At 45.3% G+C, this 19,939-nt stretch carries 15 protein-coding genes and 1 pseudogene; 13 read left to right on the forward strand and 3 right to left on the reverse strand.

Features of this window, described 5'->3' with window-relative positions; all coding sequences use genetic code 11:
* Window positions 1-2: 2 nt before the first annotated feature.
* From B0E43_RS14005 to B0E43_RS14015, 3 genes are read right to left on the reverse strand one after another with little or no spacing between them, the layout of a single operon-like run.
* On the reverse strand, window positions 3-1,136 hold the full coding sequence (locus B0E43_RS14005; RefSeq protein ID WP_077350760.1) for an efflux RND transporter periplasmic adaptor subunit: 1,134 nt from the start codon (window positions 1,134-1,136) through the stop codon (window positions 3-5).
* 40 nt (window positions 1,137-1,176) lie between these two features.
* Complete coding sequence (locus B0E43_RS14010; protein WP_077350762.1) at window positions 1,177-2,535, reverse strand: TolC family protein; 1,359 nt, start codon at window positions 2,533-2,535, stop codon at window positions 1,177-1,179.
* Between the two features lie 14 nt (window positions 2,536-2,549).
* Window positions 2,550-3,155: a TetR/AcrR family transcriptional regulator gene (locus tag B0E43_RS14015; RefSeq protein ID WP_077350764.1), complete on the reverse strand. Its 606-nt coding sequence runs from the start codon at window positions 3,153-3,155 to the stop codon at window positions 2,550-2,552.
* A gap of 580 nt (window positions 3,156-3,735) precedes the next feature.
* Here B0E43_RS14015 and purL point away from each other — a divergent pair.
* From purL to B0E43_RS14085, 13 genes and pseudogenes are all read left to right on the forward strand, one after another.
* The gene (gene purL / locus B0E43_RS14025) at window positions 3,736-7,410 is read left to right on the forward strand and encodes a phosphoribosylformylglycinamidine synthase (RefSeq protein WP_077350768.1); all 3,675 of its coding nucleotides are present in this window, start codon (window positions 3,736-3,738) and stop codon (window positions 7,408-7,410) included.
* A 124-nt stretch (window positions 7,411-7,534) separates the two neighbouring features.
* A pseudogene (locus tag B0E43_RS14030) lies at window positions 7,535-7,830 on the forward strand (type II toxin-antitoxin system HigB family toxin).
* Between the two features lie 2 nt (window positions 7,831-7,832).
* Window positions 7,833-8,201 (forward strand): type II toxin-antitoxin system HigA family antitoxin, encoded by a 369-nt coding sequence (locus tag B0E43_RS14035; protein WP_077350770.1) that lies wholly within the window; start codon window positions 7,833-7,835, stop codon window positions 8,199-8,201.
* 66 nt (window positions 8,202-8,267) lie between these two features.
* Window positions 8,268-8,642 carry a hypothetical protein gene (locus tag B0E43_RS14040; RefSeq protein ID WP_077350772.1) on the forward strand — a complete coding sequence of 125 codons (375 nt, stop codon included), beginning with the start codon at window positions 8,268-8,270 and terminating at the stop codon, window positions 8,640-8,642.
* A gap of 83 nt (window positions 8,643-8,725) precedes the next feature.
* On the forward strand, window positions 8,726-9,532 hold the full coding sequence (locus B0E43_RS14045; protein ID WP_077350774.1) for a metallophosphoesterase: 807 nt from the start codon (window positions 8,726-8,728) through the stop codon (window positions 9,530-9,532).
* A gap of 55 nt (window positions 9,533-9,587) precedes the next feature.
* Window positions 9,588-10,928, forward strand: coding sequence for a serine hydrolase (locus B0E43_RS14050; RefSeq protein ID WP_077350776.1), 1,341 nt, complete (start codon window positions 9,588-9,590; stop codon window positions 10,926-10,928).
* 174 nt (window positions 10,929-11,102) lie between these two features.
* Window positions 11,103-12,035, forward strand: a complete 933-nt coding sequence (locus B0E43_RS14055; RefSeq protein ID WP_077350778.1) for an aldo/keto reductase — start codon at window positions 11,103-11,105, stop codon at window positions 12,033-12,035.
* Window positions 12,036-12,192: 157 nt separating this feature from the next.
* Entirely contained in the window at window positions 12,193-13,218 is a 1,026-nt protein-coding gene (locus B0E43_RS14060; protein ID WP_077350780.1) for a zinc-binding alcohol dehydrogenase family protein, read from the forward strand.
* Between the two features lie 3 nt (window positions 13,219-13,221).
* On the forward strand, window positions 13,222-14,037 hold the full coding sequence (locus B0E43_RS14065) for a sugar phosphate isomerase/epimerase family protein (protein WP_077350782.1): 816 nt from the start codon (window positions 13,222-13,224) through the stop codon (window positions 14,035-14,037).
* Window positions 14,038-14,220: 183 nt separating this feature from the next.
* Window positions 14,221-14,562, forward strand: a complete 342-nt coding sequence (locus B0E43_RS14070; RefSeq protein WP_077350785.1) for an L-rhamnose mutarotase — start codon at window positions 14,221-14,223, stop codon at window positions 14,560-14,562.
* A 142-nt stretch (window positions 14,563-14,704) separates the two neighbouring features.
* The gene (locus tag B0E43_RS14075) at window positions 14,705-16,969 is read left to right on the forward strand and encodes a glycosyltransferase family 4 protein (protein WP_077350787.1); all 2,265 of its coding nucleotides are present in this window, start codon (window positions 14,705-14,707) and stop codon (window positions 16,967-16,969) included.
* A gap of 134 nt (window positions 16,970-17,103) precedes the next feature.
* Window positions 17,104-18,114 (forward strand): glycosyltransferase family 4 protein, encoded by a 1,011-nt coding sequence (locus tag B0E43_RS14080; RefSeq protein WP_077350789.1) that lies wholly within the window; start codon window positions 17,104-17,106, stop codon window positions 18,112-18,114.
* A gap of 363 nt (window positions 18,115-18,477) precedes the next feature.
* Complete coding sequence (locus tag B0E43_RS14085; RefSeq protein ID WP_077350791.1) at window positions 18,478-19,938, forward strand: glycoside hydrolase family 130 protein; 1,461 nt, start codon at window positions 18,478-18,480, stop codon at window positions 19,936-19,938.
* Window position 19,939: the final 1 nt, after the last annotated feature.

Consider the following 19,939-nt stretch of genomic DNA (forward strand, 5'->3'; position numbering starts at 1 on the left):
GCTTAGAGCTGTGCGATATTTACACTGAAATTATCCCCAACTTCCCGGAAGCCTTTGTCCACGATTGTTTCGGTACCGATCAATCCTTCCTTGATTTCGGTTTCGTCGCCACTGGTCAATCCCCGCTTCACGTATTTTTTCTTGGCAGTTCCATTTTCAACAATGAACAGGTAGTCGCCTTGGTTGTCAGCCAAGATCAAATGTGCCGGTACAATGACACTTTCCTTGCTTTCGTAATCCTTGATCTTCAGGATCGAAATCATGTTAGGTTTCAATTCAAAAAGATTCGGAAGGGAAACTTCCACCTTAAAGGTTCTGTTGTTTGGATTGATCACCCCACCTACTGAGGACACTTTGGTTTTCATCGTCTTATTAATAGATGGAAATTCCACTCCAACTGAATCGCCTTTTCTCAATATTCCCACAAAACTTTCCGAAACGTCAGCCTGAATAAAGAGATCGCTTTCTCCCACAAACTGAAACATCGGAACTCCCGGCTGAACCAACTCACCGATTCTCACATCAACGCTTTCCACAGTTCCATTAAAAGGTGCTTTTACCAAAGCCTTGTCCATTTGGGTTTTCATGGCAGCCAGACTTTTTTCCAGTCCTTCTTTTCTGTTTTTGGCTTCCAGATATTGGATTTCGGTTCCTATCTTTTGGTTCCAGAGTCTTTCCTGTTTTTGGAAAATTGTAGTAGCCAATTCCAAAGAACTCTCCATCTCCTCAATGTTTCGCTGAATCGATTCTGCGTCGATTCTGGCCAAAATCTGACCTTTGGTTACCCTCATCCCTTCGACGGCAGGAACTTCCAGGATTCGACCTGCAGTCTCTGCACTGATGCTTACATTTTTCTTGGAAAGCACAGATCCGGTCACCTCCACAAAGTGTGAAAACTCACCCTTCCTGGCTGCAGCAGTTGTAATCAGGATAGATTTTTTATTTGATTTTGCAAACTCCGGGTCAAGTTTTGAAATCTCAGTTTCAAGTGATTTAATCTCGGAATTGAGTGTGCTGACCTGATCTTTCATCTCCGAAAGTTTGGTTTTCATGGCGTCAACGCCTTCTTCCTGGGCACAAGAAATCGTCAGTGCAGCCAGGAACACGAATGGTAAAAACTTAATGATAGGTTTCATATGGAGAAGATATTTTTTTAGATGGAAAAGAAGAGTTGGTTTAGTTGTTCAAATCAGCCTTCAACAGGCCAAGTGCTTTCTCAAGATTTACTTTGGAAATCAAACCATCGTACAGCGCTGCCAGATAATTTATTTCAGCTTCGATCAGTGCGCCATCTGCATCCACTACTTCCAGGTTGGAACCGACACCTTCCTGGTATTTGATCCTTGCAATTTCAAACACTTCCTGTGCGAGCGCCAAGTTTTCACGCTGGACATCGAGGATATTGAGGTCATTTTTTAGGGAAGTTTTTGCTGTGAAAATTTCGTTCTTGAAACTGTCATTCAGAAAAAACCGCTGATTTTCGAGCTGACTGATGGTATACCGGTTTTTTTGGATTCGGGCACTTTTGCTAAGCCCGTCAAAGATTGGAATGTTCATAACGACCCCGACCAGGGAACTTCCAAACCAGTTTTGGCTGTCGTATACCGTGTTAAGTTCGTTCCCTGCACCGCTCCTCCTCATATTTCCGAGAAAGTCAATCGTAGGCATGTACTGGGAAGTGTTGTACTTGAGATCGTACTGTTGCAGTTCGATTTGGGTATTCAATTGGTCAAGTTCGATTCTGCTTTCTCCTTCATCCGCCAAAAGCTGATTAAGGTCTTCCCGGGGATTTAGCTCCTGAAGAGTTTCGGTGATCAGAATGTCAAAGGTGAGCGGCATGCCCATTTGGATTTTGAGCAATTCCTTGCTGATTTCCCATGCGGTTCGGCTGCGTTCCACTTGTGTATAGGTGTTGTTTCGCTGGACCTGAATTCGGGAAACGTCGATTTTTTCGGCAAATCCAGCCTCGTTTAAGGCCTTGGTTTCCTTGAGCAAGGTATCAATCCTTGACAAATTGGATTCGGCCAGTCGTATTCTTTCCTGATTGACCAAGACACCGAAGTAGGCTTTTTTGACATTTTCGATCACGTCATTTTCTGCCTTCACCAGATCAAAATCAGTAAGTTGAGTCAAGGTTTTTGCAGCTCTTAAACCGATGAAAAATGAACCGTCAAAAATCATCTGGGTCACATTCACCCCAAGTCCCGAAGAATAGCTTACTCCAAATCTTGCAGGAATTACATCACTGGGATTACTTGGATCACCAAATGGCGGCTGGTTGGGGAGAAATATAACCGGAATTTTGGGATTGAAATCCAGGTTAAAATTACCGTTGATCTGAGGAAGTCCGAGAGCAGTTGTTTCTTTCACCGTGGCCTTAGAAACCAGGGTTTCCAATCTGGCATTTTTGGTCACATAGTTGTTTTCAATCGCATACAAGATGGACTCGTTCAAGGTCAGTTGAGCGACTTCCTGAGCCTGTATAGCTGAAAATGACAGTAAAAATACCAAAAGCGTAAAAAGGTGCTTTTTCATAGGTGGGTTAGTTTTCAATCTTCTATAGCTTGATGTGCAGCAAAGGCCATCCGGCCCTTCTCCGTAAATATTCCATGTAAAAAATGATCCAACAGGACCATTTGCTCCTCAACCAGGTTGAAATCCTTTCGGGTAAAATTATCCGGATCAAATCCAGAAGTAATCTGGTTAATTCTGACTTTGGCCAAAATCTGGGAATCTATTTCCGGTCTGAAATATCCGAGTTTCTTTCCTTTTTCGATCACGTTGACCAGGTCCTCCATGATTACATTGGCTTTGAAGTCCTCAAACATCCTCCAGGCTTCCGGAAAATACTTTTGGACTTCCATGATCACCATAGGATTCATGTTTTGAAGCCTCTCACGAACCATCTTGGAGGTTTTCACCAAATGCTCGATCACTCCATCCTCCGTTTCCAGAATGAAACTCAGCTTCTTTCGGTCTTCTTCCAGAAGCACTTCAAAAGCCTCTTTTACCAGGTCCTTTTTGTCAGAAAACTCCAGATAGATAGTTTTCTTTGAAATCCCTCCCAGCCTGGCAATATCCTCCATGGTCACTGCTCTGACCCCATACCGGGAAAACTGCTCTGTCGCGATTTCTAATATTCTAGTCCTTGTCACCTATCTCCTATTTGAACAGGGAGGCAAAACTATGGAAACTCTCATATTGTTCAAAGTTTCCTGGGTTTTTTGAAAAATATTATTTCTCGAAACTGACATCATTCTGTACATTATCGAACAAAAATTTAAAATGACCAGATTAAACAGAATTAAATTCGCAAAATGGAAATCGGATTTACTTTTCATTTTTCAACAAAAACGGGATATAGGTTGGTATTACAGCCAAAATAGTTTGGGAAAAAAGGTGATGGATTGGATTATTTTCCTCCAACTCTTATCCAGAAAATTGAAAACCACACGCTCTTATTTCCAATTGTTCAGCCTCTAAATTGTTGCTTTTTTAAAATTCTTAACCCCACCTGAGACAAATCGTCTGCTACCCTTCTTTGACCCAAAAGCAAAAAATCTGGCAAAACTGAGACTGACTCTGCGATTGAGGACTGGGACTGATCACTGATCACTGAAAACTACTGCCTACTGATCTCTGCCCACTCAAAAGTGTTTTTTCCAATCTTTCAATCCCCTGACTTTCCAATCTCCCCCTCAATTCCTTACCTTTGCGGCTTACCAGCCCAAGGACATGATTTTCTTCTTTGAATCACCTCAGAAACTCATCTACGGAGTTCAAGTTCCTCAACCACTCAGCACTGAAGACATCGAAAAACTCACCTGGCTTTTTGGCGAAGCCAAGCTAATCCAGGGAGAAAAAGTAACCGGAAGATACTCCGGTCCGCGCAAAGAAATGATCACTCCCTGGTCCACCAATGCCGTCGAAATCACGGTAAACATGGGAATCAGTGGAATCAAGCGCATTGAGGAGTTTTTCCCGATGAACGAAGGCGATCAGATTGATCCGATGCTTCAGAAAGCTTACGAGGATCTGGATCAGGAAATCTACGACATTCACCTCCAACCCGAACCGATCAAAGCGGTCACCGATATCGCTGCCTATAACAAGTCTGAAGGACTTGCCCTCAGCCAGGAAGAGGTCGATTACCTCAACAATGTTTCCGTTCAATTGGGCCGACCTCTGACAGATTCCGAGGTGTTTGGCTTCTCTCAGGTCAACTCCGAGCATTGCCGTCACAAAATTTTCAACGGTACTTTTATAATAGATGGGGAGGAAAAACCGCTGACCCTTTTCCAGCTGATCAAAGAAACTTCCAAAAAGCATCCCAACCGGATTGCTTCGGCTTACAAGGACAACGTGGCCTTTGTAACCGGACCAAAAGCACAGCAGTTCGCTCCGAAAACACAGCATGTGGCGGACTTCTTTGAGCAAAGAGAGATCGACACTGTCATTTCTCTCAAAGCAGAAACCCACAATTTCCCAACCACTGTCGAGCCATTCAACGGAGCGGCAACAGGAGCTGGCGGAGAAATCCGCGATCGTTTGGCGGGTGGAACTGCCTCAATTCCTTTGGCTGGAACTGCGGTTTACATGACTTCTTATTCCCGATCTGAGAAAGGAAGAAGCTGGGAAAAGAACCTTGCCGAGCGTCCTTGGCTGTACCAAACCCCAATGGACATCCTGATCAAAGCTTCCAACGGAGCTTCTGATTTTGGTAACAAATTCGGACAACCCTTGATCGCCGGATCGGTTTTGACTTTCGAACACGAAGAAGGCGACAAACAATACGGTTTCGACAAAGTCATCATGCTGGCGGGTGGAGTAGGCTTCACCAATGCCAAATACACCAAAAAAGGCGAGCCAAAAGCAGGCGACCAGATCGTGATCATGGGCGGTGACAACTACCGAATCGGTATGGGCGGTTCTGCGGTTTCCTCACTTAATACTGGGGAACTTTCAAACGCCATCGAACTCAATGCAATCCAGCGCTCCAATCCGGAGATGCAAAAGCGTGTGTCCAACGTAATCCGTGCCATGGCGGAAAGCGAAAACAATCCGATCATATCTATTCATGACCATGGTGCTGGAGGCCACTTGAACTGTCTTTCTGAATTGGTAGAAAGTACAGGAGGAACGATCCACATCGACCAATTACCGGTGGGAGATCCTACCCTTTCCGCCAAGGAAATTATCGGAAACGAATCCCAGGAAAGAATGGGATTGGTCGTGGGCAAAAAAGATGTCAATATCCTGAAGCAGCTTTCCGACCGGGAGCGCGCACCGTTTTATGTGGTGGGCGAAACAACCGGAGACATGCACTTCAAGTTTGAAAACCAGAAGACCGGTGAAAAACCTGTGGATTGGGACTTGGCCTACATGTTCGGTTCCTCTCCAAAAACGATTCTAGAGGACAACTCAGGAAACGCTTCTTTTGCCGAAGGCAAATACAATCCGGAGCAGATCAAATCGTACATCACCGAAGTGCTTCAACTGGAAGCAGTTGCATGTAAGGATTGGTTGACCAATAAAGTGGATCGATCCGTAACCGGTCGGGTAGCTACGCAGCAGACTGTCGGAGAAATCCAAGTTCCGCTCAACGACCTTGGCGTGATGGCTTTGGATTTTACCGGAAACAAGGGCATCGCCACTTCCATCGGGCATGCTCCAGTGGCCGCTTTGGCAGATCCTGAGGCAGGCAGCCGACTGGCAATTGCAGAGGCTTTGACCAATTTGGTTTTTGCTCCGATTGCAGATGGATTGAGCGGAATATCTCTCTCTGCCAACTGGATGTGGCCGGCAAAAAACAAAGGCGAAAACGACCGATTGTACCGCGCAGTGAAGGCCGTTTCTGACTTCGCAATCGAGCTGGGAGTGAATATTCCTACTGGAAAAGATTCGCTCTCCATGACTCAAAAGTACAAGGACGGGAAAGTGGTTTATTCCCCAGGAACGGTGATCATTTCTACTGTCGGAGAATGCTCTGATGTGAAAAAGACCGTAAAAGCTGCGCTACTTCCAAAAGCAGGAAGCAAAGTCCTATACATCGATTTCTCCAAAGACTCAGCAAAACTCGCCGGTTCTTCCTTTTATCAGATTTTGAACAAGATCGGTACTGATACACCTACCGTTACTGATTCGGCCTATTTCGCAAAAGCATTTGGAGCTGTGCAGACCTTGATCGAAAAAGGATTGGTGCTCTCAGGTCACGATATATCATCTGGTGGAACTATCACCGCCTTGCTTGAAATGTGCTTTCCTTCTCAGAAGGTCGGCTTGAAAGTGAAAGAATCCAGATTGGGAGAAAGCGATCTGGTAAAAGCACTTTTTGCTGAAAATCCGGGAATCTTGATTCAGGTTTCCGATGAAAATGCCGTCGAAAACTTCCTGTCTGAAAATGACATTGACTTTGTCGAGCTGGCTGAAGTTACTTTGGATGGAACTGTGAATCTGGAAAGCCTGAGCCTGAATCTAGCCGAAATGCGTGACGTTTGGTTCCGCTCTTCCTACCTTCTCGATAGAAAACAAAGTGGAGAAAAACTGGCCAAGGACCGCTTTGACAATTATAAAAACCAAGCCCTTTCCTATGAATTTGCTCCGGCTTGGACCGGCAGCTTCAGCAAGCTGGGTCTTGATCCTTTCAGAAAAACAAAAGGCAAAGCCAAAGCTGCCATCATCCGTGAAAAAGGTGTGAATGGCGACCGTGAAATGGCCTATGCGCTTTGGTTGGCTGGATTTGAAGTGAAGGACGTTCACATGACTGACCTGATTGCCGGTCGTGAAAACCTGGAGGATGTGCAGATGATCGTCTTTGTGGGCGGCTTCTCCAACTCCGACGTATTGGGTTCTGCCAAAGGCTGGGCCGGTGCATTTCTTTACAATCCAAAAGCAAAACAGGCATTGGACAACTTCTACGCAAGACCTGACACCCTTTCTTTAGGAGTTTGCAATGGTTGTCAACTGATGGTCGAACTGGGTCTCGTGACTCCTGACCACGATCAGAAGCCAAAAATGCTCCACAACGCCAGCCATAAATTTGAGTCTTGCTTTGTAAATGTGACCGTGCCGGAAAACAAATCCGTGATGCTCGGCAGTCTGAGTGGACAGCGATTGGGCGTTTGGGTGGCTCACGGTGAAGGTAAATTCTCCCTTCCAAAAGGTGAAAACGGATACAACTTTGCCATGAAATACAGCTATGCCGCTTATCCGGGCAATCCCAACGGTTCGGACTTTGCGACAGCAGGAATTGCCTCAGAAGACGGACGTCATCTGGCGATCATGCCGCACATCGAGCGAAGCCTGAAGCCTTGGAACTGGGCACACTATCCGGCAGACAGACAGGATGACTTCACGCCTTGGATGGAGGCTTTTGTCAATGCAAAAGTTTGGGTAGAAGAACGGATTTGAGATTCGAAATTTGAGATTTGAGATTTGATACAATCCCTTCTGGTGAAAACCGGAAGGGATTTTTTTTGTTCATAAAAAATAAAATTCCCAAATTGGGAATTTAAATTACTTTTAAAATGTATTTATGGAGCGGATTTTTTCTAAAGGAACTATTAGGGATTTTGGGTGAACCATCCCGATTCAGAACATCATCTAAAAACTTGGTATGAATCCGTGATGAATGCAAGTTGGAAAAGTCCATCTGATGTGAAATCAACCTTTGCAAATGCCAGTATCTTAAAAAATGGAAGGGTTATTTTCAATATAAAAGGGAATTCCTACCGGCTGGTTTCCAGAATTAATTACGAAAAAGAGTGGCTGTTTATCCGATTTATCGGAACCCATCAGGATTATGATAAAATTGACGCAAACACAATCTGACCATGACTATCAAACCCATTAAATCAGAATTCGATTACCAATCAGCTCTGAAAAGACTGGACGTATTGTTTGATGCACCAATCGGGACTCAAGAAAGCGATGAGGCGGATATTTTGGCTTTGATAATCAACGATTATGAAAGCAGAAACTTCCCAATAGATTCTCCTGATCCTATCGAGGCAATCAAAATCCGGATGGAGGAACTTTCACTGAAACAGATGGACCTGGCTGAGGCCATGGGGGGAGCCAATCGGGTCTCTGAAATCCTCAACAGAAAAAGAAAACTCACGCTTGAAATGATCAGGAAACTAACCTCCAAGCTCCAACTTCCGGCTGAAATCCTTGTAAAGGATTATGAACTTTCGGCCTGATAATACCTCTGACCAATTCCAAAGGGGACTTTTTTCACTCTTCTCCATATTCCCTAAATTCAGTTCGTGAATTACAAGCTGCTGATACTTGGGGTGATACTCGGTTTTTCCTTTTGCTATACCGAATGGGGAACAGACCAGTCAGCCTTTATTTTTGAGATTGAAGCCCGGTTTTTCGAAGATCTAAAAGACAACATTTCAGCTTTTGCACACCCCTTGATTCTTGCCGGACTTTTAGGACAAATTGGCTTGGTCTCCTGTATTTTCATTCCCAAACCAAAAAAATGGCTGCTACTTGGTAGCCTGATCCTGCTTTCCGTTATTGTTTTCTTTTTTCTCTTGGCAGGCATTCTTTCTGGGAATTACAGGATCATCCTCTCCACTTTTCCTTTCTGGATACTGTCTTTTTTGCTTTTGAAAGTCAAAAGCAAAATTAACTGAAGGATAATTCTGGAATTCGGCTAGAGCTTTTGATTCATCCGAGAAATACTCGATTTTGCTGGCCTTAATCCTAAATTAACCAAATGCAACGTCGCCCTTTTCTCCAAAAAATCAGCCTGATTGGCTCTGCTCTCGTTACCATGCCATTTGTCTCCTTTGGGAAAATGGAATTCCCCAAAGCCACCCGACTCAAATTTATCACTGCTTCTGACGGGCATTTTGGGCAGCCGGACACAGACTTTGAAACTTCCCACCGCAATCTGATCGCTGCGATCAACAAAGAGGAAAATGTCGATTTTGTGGTTTTCAACGGGGATTTGATCCACGACGAACCCAAATGGATGCCTGAAGTAAAAAAAGTCTATGACACCTTGAATGTCCCCTATTTCACCACCAGAGGCAACCACGACCGGGTTTCGGATGAAGTTTGGGAGCAAATCTGGGGGCGTCCTGATAATTTCGGATTTGTCAGCAAAGAAGACTACGGAATTATTCTGGCCAGCTCCTCCAACGAAGCAGGAAAATACCTCTGCGTCGAAACGGAATTTCTAAAGTCCCAACTGGAGGCTTACAAAGACCTCTCCCACGTCTTTCTTTTTGTCCACATCTCCCAAAACGACTGGACCCGACACGGCGTCCCCTGCCAGGATATCCTGGATATGATTGCCAGCTATCCGAATATCAAGGCCACTTTTCACGGACACGATCACGACGTGGATGGAATCATGCTTTACAAGAAAAAACCGTTTCTCTGGTCAGGCCACTTTGGGGGAAGCTGGGGCAATCCTTTTCCAAGCTACAGAGTCTGTGAAGTCGGGGAAGACGGCAAGACCATCACCTACCTCAAGACGGTGAAAGACGGAACGATCCTCAATGGAAATAACCTGTAGGTAGCATTTCAATGAGTGCATTATTTAACTTTTACTTGAAAACCTTGAATCTGTCATGAGGTCAATTCTGCTTCTGCTGCTTTTTATTCCATTTGCCTGTTTTGCTCAGACTGATTTACCGGTTTCGATTGATCGGTACATGGATGCCCAGGTCAGGATAAAGCAATTCAGCGGCACCGTCTTGGTAGCAAACGAGAAAGAGATAATCTATAAAAAGGGTTTTGGCGAAGCCGATAGAGAGTGGGGAAACCTGAATACTCCGGAGACCAAATTCAGAATCGGCTCCAATACCAAGCAATTCACCGCTGCAGCCATCCTCAAACTGGCTGAAGAAGGGAAGCTGAGTCTGGACGACAAGCTCAGCAAGTATATCCCGGACTATCCAAAAGGCGACACAGTCACCGTCCACATGCTGCTTTCCCACACCTCAGGGATCACCAACTATACCAATTTGGATGAGTTTTGGGATGGCCCTGCATTCATACGGCTGGAAACCGACTCGTTGATTTCTCTTTTCAAGCACAGGCCTTTCGACTTTGAGCCTGGCGCCAAGTGCAGCTATAGCAATTCGGGCTATATTCTGTTGGGTTTGATCATTGAAAAAGCCAGCGGGCAATCCTATTCAAGCTACCTTGCCCAAAACATCATTACCCCGGCGGGACTGCAAAACACCGCTTTGGACAAAATTGATTCGGTCCTGACCTTTCGGGCAAGGGGCTATTACCGACGGAAAGATGTCTTCCGCAATGCCGGATACATCTCAATGGAAGGTTCTTGGAGCGCAGGTGCGCTTTATTCTACCGTGGATGATCTGTATGAATGGACCAAGTCCCTTCATCATAATGAGATTGTGTCCTTGGCCTCTTTGAAAAAAATGACAACGCCCTATGGTTCTGACGGCAAGGATCCGTTCGGCTACGGGCTGATTATTGACAGCCTGGAAAATCACCTCAGGGTCTGGCATGACGGAAGCATCCCGGGCTTTTCCTCTTATGTCGCCTACTATCCGACTGATGGGATGTACATCATTGCCCTTTCCAACAATTCCAGCAACACCCCAACTATCGGTGTTGGCCTGGGCCACCTGATTTTCGGATTGCCCATCGAGCTGCCTTATGTCCATAAGGAAGTGACTCTTTCAGAGGAGCAGCTTGAGGTTTTCCTTGGAAAGTTCGAAGGCTCAGTTCCGTTTGAAATCACAAAAAAGGAAGGGAAACTGTTCAGGATTGTTGCTGACGGCTATGAGATCGAGCTAAAAGCTGAATCGCCGCAGAAATTGTTCTTTGACGATGACTCAGACCGGCAGCTGGAATTTCAGTTTGATGGCTCCGGTGCTGTGGCGAGCGTCTTTTTGATTTCTTCCGGAGTCAGGACCGAAATAGAAAAGATCGAATAATGTGTTTGAATGAAACTGATTCTCCTTCTGAATCAAAGCAGCTTTTGCGTTGAGCGTATATTAAGTCGCCAAATTAGGAGGACTTCGCTAACCATAGCCTGACAGGACAAAGACTTCTCAAATTTCTTTTATCTTGGCTTCTGAAGCTCAAAAACCCAATTTACCTACCAACCTATGCAGTACCGAATTTTAGGAAAAACCGGCCTGGAAGTATCCATTCTGGGATTTGGAGCCTCGCCTTTGGGCAATGTCTTTGACCCTGTCGATGAAAAGGAGGGAATTTCAGCGGTCCATTATGCCTTGGATCAGGGAGTCAATTTCTTTGACGTTTCTCCTTTTTACGGCTTGACTTTGGCGGAAAGCCGATTGGGAAAAGCCCTGGAAGGCAAGCGAAAGGACATCATTCTGGCCAGCAAATGCGGGCGTTACGATCTGCAGGACTTTGACTTTTCCCGAAAAAGAATTCTAAAAAGCATTGACGAATCCCTCACCCGACTGAAAACCGATTACCTGGATCTGTTTCAGCTACACGACATCGAGTTTGTGGACAAACGGATCATCCTCGAAGAGGCGATTCCGGCGATTCAGGAGGTGGTAGCTTCCGGCAAAGCCCGATTTTGGGGCATCACTGGTTTGCCGGTTCGTTATCTGGCCCAAATCGCCAGAGAAACCAATCCGGACACCGTCCTTTCTTGGGGTCATTACAATCTACTAGAAGACGAAATCAACGACGAATTGGTGCCCCTCTCCCAGGAAATGGGCTTCGGTCTGATGAATGCCGCCCCGCTCATGCAGCGAATCCTTTCGGATGGGAGCTTGCCGCCTTGGCATCGCTCACCGGATGAAGTCAAAGCGATGCAGCCCATTCTATTGGAGCTTTGCAAAAGCTATGGAGTACGACTGAGTGATGTTGCTTTGCGTTATGCAATGGATCATGAACTGATTGCTACGACAATTGTGGGCATGTGTGAACTCGATGTGGTCAAACAAAATGTCGCTGCTTTGGATTTTGAGATTCCATCCGAACTTTTGGAAAAAATCGAAACACTCTTGGCTCCCGTCAAAAACCGGATGTGGTTTGAGGGAAAGGAAGAGAACAATATTTGATGTCGGATTTCGGATTTCGGATTTCGGATTTTGAAAAAAGAGAAGCTCGAATGTCCAAAAATTTGATTTTCCTGAATTTGTAGGAAACTCCAAAATGAAAATTAAACGCAACGGCTGTGGACTATGGTCCATGGACTGTTGACAAAAAAACGAACCTATGAAAGCTCTTTTTCTAACCGAAATCGGGAAATCCGAAGTTCGGGAAATCGAAAAACCGGCTCCCAAAGCCGGAGAAGTCCTGCTCAAAGTGGGTATGGTCGGATTTTGCGGTGGCGATATGAACGGCTTCAAGGGTCTGTTTCCACTCCAAGAATACCCCAATATCCTAGGGCATGAAGTGGGCGCCATCATCGAAGAAATCGGCGCCGATGTTCCTCCTGATGTCCTGGTCGGTACCAATGTCACCATTTACCCTTACCTCAATTGCGGAACTTGTGTGGCTTGCCGCAAAGGTAGACCCAATGCCTGCAAAACCAACAAAACCATGGGTGTGCGCCGTCCCGGTGCTATGACCCGATACATTTGTGTGCCTTGGCAAGACCTGTTCACTTCAGACAAACTCAGCCTTCGGGAGCTTGCTTTGGCCGAGCCACTGACCGTTGGATTTCATGCTGTTTCGAGGGGACGGGTAGGTTCAGATGACCGGGTTGCGGTTATGGGTTGTGGGATCGTGGGCTTGGGAGCTGTGGCCTCAGCTGTCAACCGAAACGCCATGGCAATTGCCATCGACATAGATGATTCCAAACTGGAAATCGCCCGCAAAATCGGAGTTGCGCACACGATCAATCCCAGTAAAGAAAACCTCCACGAAAGACTTCAAGAAATCACTGAAGGCGACGGACCCGATGTGATCATCGAGGCGGTGGGCAGTCCACTCACCTATCGTTCCGCGGTGGAAGAAGTTGCTTTCCTTGGTCGAGTCGTATGCATCGGTTACGCCAAAGCCCCCGTGGAGTTCAATACCTCACTTTTTGTCCAAAAGGAAATCGAAATCCTGGGCTCGAGAAACTGCGTAGGAAGGACTGACTTTCCGGAAGTTATCACCTACCTCGAAACCGGAAAATTCCCTGTGGAAGAAGTCATTTCCAAAGTCATCACCATCGATGAGGGACCTGAAACTTTAAAATCCTGGGCTGAAAATCCCCAGGGGATCATCAAAATTATGATTGACTTTGAACGATAAGCCATGATTAGATCTGCTGTCACGATTGCTTTGGTGCCTCAACTCAAAAGTGGACCTTGGATATTTTGGGAAGATTTGGAGCAAAATATGCAAAAAGCCGCCTCACTGGGATTTGATGGCGTAGAGCTGTTTACCGCTTCTGCCGATGCGATTGACAAGGTTCACTTGGGGGCATTGTTAGAGAAATACCAGCTTCAACTTGCTGCTGTAGGAACAGGTGCCGGAAAAGTCATCCATGGATTGACCTTGACTGACCCTGATCCGGATATTCGAAAAAAAGCCATTTCCTTTATTTCAGATATGATTTCCTTCGGAGCGAAGTTCGGTTCCCCAACGATTATCGGTTCGATGCAGGGAAATGTACTTCCCTCCGGAAACCGGGAAGAAACCATGAGTTGGCTGGGTCAAGGATTGGAAATCCTTGGAAAGAAAGCTGAATCCGAAGGTATTTTTCTCATTTATGAGCCACTCAACCGATATGAGACCAATCTCCTGAATACTCTGGAGGCCGGAAGTGCATTTCTGGACAAAAATGGATTGAAAAACATCAAACTGCTTGCAGACCTTTTTCACATGAACATTGAGGAAGCAGATTTGCCAGAAAGTATCCGGACTTTTGGAAAGTACATCGGCCACGTCCATTTCGCAGATTCCAATCGAAAGCCAATGGGTTTGGGTCATACCGATATGCAACAAATAGCTGATGCCTTAAAGGAAATTGGTTATGCTGGCTATGTGTCGGCTGAGGCTTTTCCTTTCCCAAATCCGGATTCTGCAGCGGAACGGACGATTCAGGCGTTTAGGAAATACTTCCGGTAAGTAGGAAGTACGATTTACGAAATACGAGGCTTTGGAAATTAGTGAGGTAAGGGTCCAAGGTGGCCTTTTCTACTTTCAAAACAAACCTTTCTAGCAACAGAAATAATATCGAACATCGAATATTGAATATCGAACTACGAAGTTTTAAAAATCCGAAATCCCATATCCGAAATCCAAAATCCAATGAAACGCTTCTGCCTCACCCTTGACCTGATCGACGATCCTGAATCCATCCAACGGTACGAGAAATACCACGCTCCCGGAGCGGCATGGCCGGAGGTCACCCAACACGACATCGACTGCGGAATCCTCAATATCGAGATCTTCCGCACCGGCAACCGCATGTTCATGATTCTGGAAACGGTGGATGAATTTACTTTTGAGAAAAAGGCCGAGCAAGACGCCGCCAACCCCATCATCGCCAAATGGGAAGCGCTGATGTGGGGTTTTCAGCAATCGATTCCCTGGGCAAAACCCGGAGAAAAATGGGTGCTGATGGATCGGATATTTAAGTCCGGACTCTAGCTTCACTGCTTTTCTCAGCCAATTTTTGCTTACCAATTTCTTCTTTAATCTGAAGAAAATAAGGCATAGGAGAAAGCCTCATCCCCTCGGCAAAAGGCCAAAGAACAGCTTATGCGGTTTATTCTTCGTACCTTAAAAAGAAATGAAAATTGTATTTTTAGGGACTTACCCCCCACGTGAATGCGGAATTGGGATTTTTACCAAAGATCTTTTTGATTCCATTATCCCCAATTCATCGACTGTCGGATCTTCCACACTCACGGAAAATGAACCCCTCGAAGGCTATGTCGTTGCCATGAATGACCATGACAACTCCTATCCCTACCCTAAGGAGGTTAAGTTAACCATACGACAAGAGCATCAGCGAGACTACCTGGAGGCAGTCAAATACATCAATTTAAGCGGCGCTGACCTTTGTATTCTGGAACACGAGTTTGGAATTTTCGGAGGTCAAAACGGCATCTACATCCTTCCGCTCCTTCACAGGCTGGAAATCCCACTGATTGTAACTCTACATACTGTCGTTGAGAAAAGCTCATACACCGAGAAGGCCGTCTTAAAGCAAATCTGTAAGATGGCCTACCGTGTGGTGGTGATGAGCCATAAGGCGATCGAATTTCTCGTCAATCTCTATGGAGTACCCCGAGAAAAAATTGTGTTTATCGAACACGGGGTGCCCGATATCCAATTCAATCAGGTTGAATCCAAGAAAGAGTTTAAGCTCGAAAACAAAAAATTCCTGCTCACTTTTGGCATTTTGAGCCGAAACAAAGGGATAGAAACGGTCATCCGCGCACTGCCCAAGGTGATCGAAAAGCATCCCGAGGTCATTTATATGATTTTGGGAAAAACTCATCCCAGTGTACTTTATCATTCCGGAGAAGAATACCGGACCTACCTTCAACTTCTGGTAAAAAACCACAAACTCAAAGACCATGTGGTGTTTCTGAATGAGTTTATCGGCCAAAAAGAACTGTTCAAATACCTGTCGGCATCGGACATCTACATCACGCCCTACCTGAATGAAGCGCAGATTACCAGCGGAACATTGTCCTATGCGGTGGGAGTCGGTTCGGCAGTGGTGTCCACTCCGTATTGGCATGCCTTGGAACTTTTGGCAGATGGACGTGGGAAACTTTTCAAATTCAACGACTCCGATGAGCTCTCCAAAATCCTGCTGTCTCTGCTGGATAATCCCGCAGAACTCAGGCAAATCCGGAAAAAAGCATACGACTACGGCAGAACAATCACTTGGCCAAAGTCCGGCGAAAAGTACCTGACCCTCTTGAAAGAGGTACTGAAAGCAAATCCTGAGGTCATTTTTAAGCCGGAAACCCTGATCGATCCGCTTTTACTTCCACCTTTTTCTCTGGACCATATCGTGCGGCTTACCGACGACACGGGAATTATTCAGCATGCAAAATTCGGCATCCCCAACCTCAAGGAAGGCTATTGCCTGGATGACAACTCCAGGGCTTTGTTGATGGTGCTCATGTCCTATTGCCAGACCAAAGACAAACACGCGTTGAAATTGGCGCCTATCTACCTGAGCTACATTCATTTCATGCAAAACAAAGACGGAACCTTCCGGAATTTCCTCAGTTTCAGCCGGGAGTTTCTCGATGAAGTTGGCTCTGAAGACTCTTTTGGAAGGACAATTTGGGCATTGGGTTATCTTTTGGCCAATGCCCCCAATGACGCCTATTTCCAAATGGGCCGGTTGGTGTTTTTTGAGGCGGCTCCAAATTTTGAAAAAATCAAATCTATCCGAGGTATCGCCAACACCATGTTGGGCATTTGTTATTACCTAAAAACCAACCCTTCGGATGACGGAATGAAGGAAGTTTTAAAAAGACTTACGGGAGTTTTGGTCCTTCACTACGAAAGAAACAGCACACCGGACTGGCGTTGGTTTGAATCCCTTTTTGCTTATGATAATGGAATTTTGCCTTTGGCACTCTTGCATGCAGCTGAACTATTGAATGATGAAAAAGTCACCCGTGTTGCCATGGAGAGCATGGAATTTCTCACCGAAATCACACTGAAAGATGGATACCTGTCTGTCGTTGGCAATGAAAACTGGTACAAAAAAGATGAGGAAAGAGCCATGTTTGCCCAGCAGCCCCTTGATGCCCTGGCCATGATCCTGATGTTTCAACAGGCTTATCACATAACACACGAAAAAGAATACCTCAGGAAGTTATTCTCTTGCTTTATGTGGTTTCTCGGAGAAAATGACCTCCGGATGAGCCTTTTCGATTTTGAAACCAAAGGCTGCTGCGATGGACTTGAAAGCTATGGCATCAACCGAAATCAGGGCGCAGAAAGCTCTCTGGCATATTTAATTTCCTACTTGACCGTCCTGCAGGCTTTCGAAAAAATCGAAGAGAAACAGTTGCCCATTTAGGGATATTTTGAATTTCTGCCCCGACAAGACCGAGCAATTGAGAGTCACATAAAATCGCCTCTTAAAATAAACACACCCATACCACCGGCTAGACTGCCTAGTTGATTGACAAAATTTTCTTTACTAATCAACACATGAAAATAGCCATCCTATCACCCATTGCCTGGAGGACGCCTCCGTTGAATTACGGTCCATGGGAACAAGTTGCTTCGAATATCGCTGAAGGCTTGCTTGAGAGAAAAATTGACGTCACCTTGTTTGCCACAGGTAACTCCATCACCAAAGGCAAACTTCAATTTGTCTCCAAAAAAGGCTACGCAGAAAACCCGGAGATAGACCCCAAAGTCTGGGAATGTCTTCACATCAGTAATCTGATGGAAAAAGCCGATCAGTTCGATCTGATACACAACCATTTTGATTTTCTGCCCCTGACCTATTCCCGGCTGATCAAAACCCCAATGCTGACAACCATTCATGGTTTTTCGTCGGAGAAAATCGTCCCGGTTTACAAAAAATACAACGACACCAATGCCTTCGTATCCATCAGTAATTCCGACCGACATCCAGAGCTGGATTACATCGGGACAGTGTATAATGGGATTAATCCGGAGGAATTTACGTTTAAAAAAGTAGCACAGGATTACCTGTTGTTTTTTGGCCGAATTCATCCGGAAAAAGGCACCCAAGAGTCCATTCAGATTGCAAAAAAATCGGGCAGAAAACTCATCATCTCCGGCCTGATCCAAGACCAGCACTACTTTGATAGCCAAGTAAAACCATTTATCGATGGCGATACCGTCGAATATGCAGGGAACTCAGGTCCACAAGAAAGAGATAAATTATTGGGTGAGGCATCCGCATTGCTTCATCCCATCAGTTTCAGGGAACCGTTTGGTCTCAGTGTCGCTGAGGCCATGATGTGCGGGACTCCGGTGATTGCATTCAACCTCGGATCTATGCCTGAACTGATCCAAGATGGGGAAACTGGTTTCTTGGTGACTAACCTGGAGGAAGCAGTCGCAGCAGTGAAGAACCTAGGCCAAATCAGGCGGGAAAACTGCAGAACCCATGCCCTTGCCAAATTCAGCAAGGATACGATGACGGACAATTACCTTGAGCTTTATCATAAACTATTGGGTAGGTGAAAGCGCCTCGGCTGGATGGCTATTCTAGGAGATAAGATCAACCCAAATCTGGTCGTAATCCAAAAAACAACAGGATGAAGCAGAAATCGCTCATAAAATTTATTTCACCCCTTGCGGGGTTTAAATGAATGCTTAGCCAATCGATCCTATAATAATTCCAGCCATACTGGCTTTTAAATCCTGAAGGGATAACAGGATTATAGCTTTAAACGTGTCCCTTATGTAAGATAACCCTGAAGGGGTGACATCATTTTTATCGAAAATGGTAAAAGCGATTTCCCTGCAGGATGCAGACCATCCTCTGACCAAGGCTCAAGATTAGGTCACAGATTAGATTAACATTAGTAAACTGAATAATCACCCATGACCCTCAAAAAACCAATAGTCAGAAGAAGCAGAACCAAAATTCTCAGGAATTCCTCCCGGGTAATTACGCGTTCGCATATTCCTGAAATATCCCGAATCCCAAAAATCATCGCCAGAGTAGTCAATATTTCAGAGGAAAAAGCCGAAGAAATCCTCCATTCCGTCAACGGTCATTTCATTACCAGACATAAAAACATTGAGGCAATTTTTAAAGAAAATTTTGACAAAATCTCACGATACATCCTGGAAGATCCGCACCCAAGTGCTACGAAACAGCTTTTGATTGGTGCCCTTTTTACCATGGAGTATTCCATTGAATCAGCAGCACTCTTTAACCCCTCCATGGTCCCACATCCGGATCAGACCGGAGTAGCAGAAGGCTGTCTTCGGTTTATCATGAGTCTTAGGGCAACGGGTGAGGGCCACATTTCTTCAATCGTTTTCCGAAGCGGAATCTTAAAAGAAGACTGCACCTTCATGATTGATCCGGTCAGCGAATATTTGGAAACTCCCCGAATCCGGCACGATCAGTCCTATGATACGCATTTGTTTCAGACCAAATTGAAGAGCATGAAAATCTATGGTGATACCATTGAACGGGTTTTTAAAAAATTGCCTGCCCAATTCACTTTCGATGAGTTAAAAACCAGGATCTCATCTCTTCAGTTGAAAAATAAGGAGGACATCGACAAGGAAGTCTTGCAAAACATCAATTGGCTGGCTGACTCCAATTATTTTATTCGGTTTGACTCCAAAAACGATATTTCCGAGCGGGTGATTTTCCCCCAATCAGAAAATGAAAACAGAGGTATTGAAGATGCCCGGTTTGTCAGGTTTATAGAAGAAGGCAAACAGCCAATCTACTATGCAACCTACACCGCTTACAACGGAATCCGCATCCTTCCGCAACTGCTGATGACCAAGGATTTCCTGAACTTTGATATCCTCACACTCAATGGAAAAGCTGTTCAAAACAAAGGAATGGCACTTTTCCCCAGAAAAATAGATGGAAAATATGTCATGCTTTCCCGACAGGACGGAGAAAACAATTACATCATGTTTTCCGACAACATGCATTTTTGGGACACGGCAAAACTGATACAGGAACCCAAGATGCCCTGGGAATTTTTCCAGATTGGAAATTGTGGCTCCCCGATCGAATTAAAGGAAGGATGGCTGGTGTTGACTCACGGCGTGGGAGCGATGAGGCAATATTCGATTGGCGCTGTGTTGCTTGATTTGAAAGATCCTACAAAGATGATCGCCCGACTGGAGGAACCACTGCTGACTCCCAACGAGGAAGAGCGGGAAGGATATGTACCAAATGTGGTGTATTCCTGCGGTGGACTCATCCATCAGGACACCCTGATCATTCCCTATGCCATGTCTGATATCAGTTCGGGAATTTCATCGGTAAAATTGAGTGATTTGATTGCATGCATGGTGCCCTACAACTAAG

The sequence above is a fragment of the Algoriphagus sp. A40 genome, assembly GCF_002002735.1.
Classification (GTDB): Bacteria; Bacteroidota; Bacteroidia; order Cytophagales; family Cyclobacteriaceae; genus Algoriphagus.

Excerpts from the sequence above, each read along its gene's own strand:
- B0E43_RS14070 (WP_077350785.1), top strand. The coding sequence starts at position 14,221 with ATGAAACGCTTCTGCCTCACCCTTGACCTGATCGACGATCCTGAATCC.
- B0E43_RS14080 (WP_077350789.1), top strand. The coding sequence starts at position 17,104 with ATGAAAATAGCCATCCTATCACCCATTGCCTGGAGGACGCCTCCGTTG.
- B0E43_RS14075 (WP_077350787.1), top strand. The coding sequence starts at position 14,705 with ATGAAAATTGTATTTTTAGGGACTTACCCCCCACGTGAATGCGGAATT.
- B0E43_RS14035 (WP_077350770.1), top strand. The coding sequence starts at position 7,833 with ATGACTATCAAACCCATTAAATCAGAATTCGATTACCAATCAGCTCTG.
- B0E43_RS14045 (WP_077350774.1), top strand. The coding sequence starts at position 8,726 with ATGCAACGTCGCCCTTTTCTCCAAAAAATCAGCCTGATTGGCTCTGCT.
- B0E43_RS14060 (WP_077350780.1), top strand. The coding sequence starts at position 12,193 with ATGAAAGCTCTTTTTCTAACCGAAATCGGGAAATCCGAAGTTCGGGAA.
- purL (WP_077350768.1), top strand. The coding sequence starts at position 3,736 with ATGATTTTCTTCTTTGAATCACCTCAGAAACTCATCTACGGAGTTCAA.
- B0E43_RS14005 (WP_077350760.1), bottom strand. The coding sequence starts at position 1,136 with ATGAAACCTATCATTAAGTTTTTACCATTCGTGTTCCTGGCTGCACTG.
- B0E43_RS14055 (WP_077350778.1), top strand. The coding sequence starts at position 11,103 with ATGCAGTACCGAATTTTAGGAAAAACCGGCCTGGAAGTATCCATTCTG.
- B0E43_RS14085 (WP_077350791.1), top strand. The coding sequence starts at position 18,478 with ATGACCCTCAAAAAACCAATAGTCAGAAGAAGCAGAACCAAAATTCTC.
- B0E43_RS14010 (WP_077350762.1), bottom strand. The coding sequence starts at position 2,535 with ATGAAAAAGCACCTTTTTACGCTTTTGGTATTTTTACTGTCATTTTCA.
- B0E43_RS14065 (WP_077350782.1), top strand. The coding sequence starts at position 13,222 with ATGATTAGATCTGCTGTCACGATTGCTTTGGTGCCTCAACTCAAAAGT.
- B0E43_RS14050 (WP_077350776.1), top strand. The coding sequence starts at position 9,588 with ATGAGGTCAATTCTGCTTCTGCTGCTTTTTATTCCATTTGCCTGTTTT.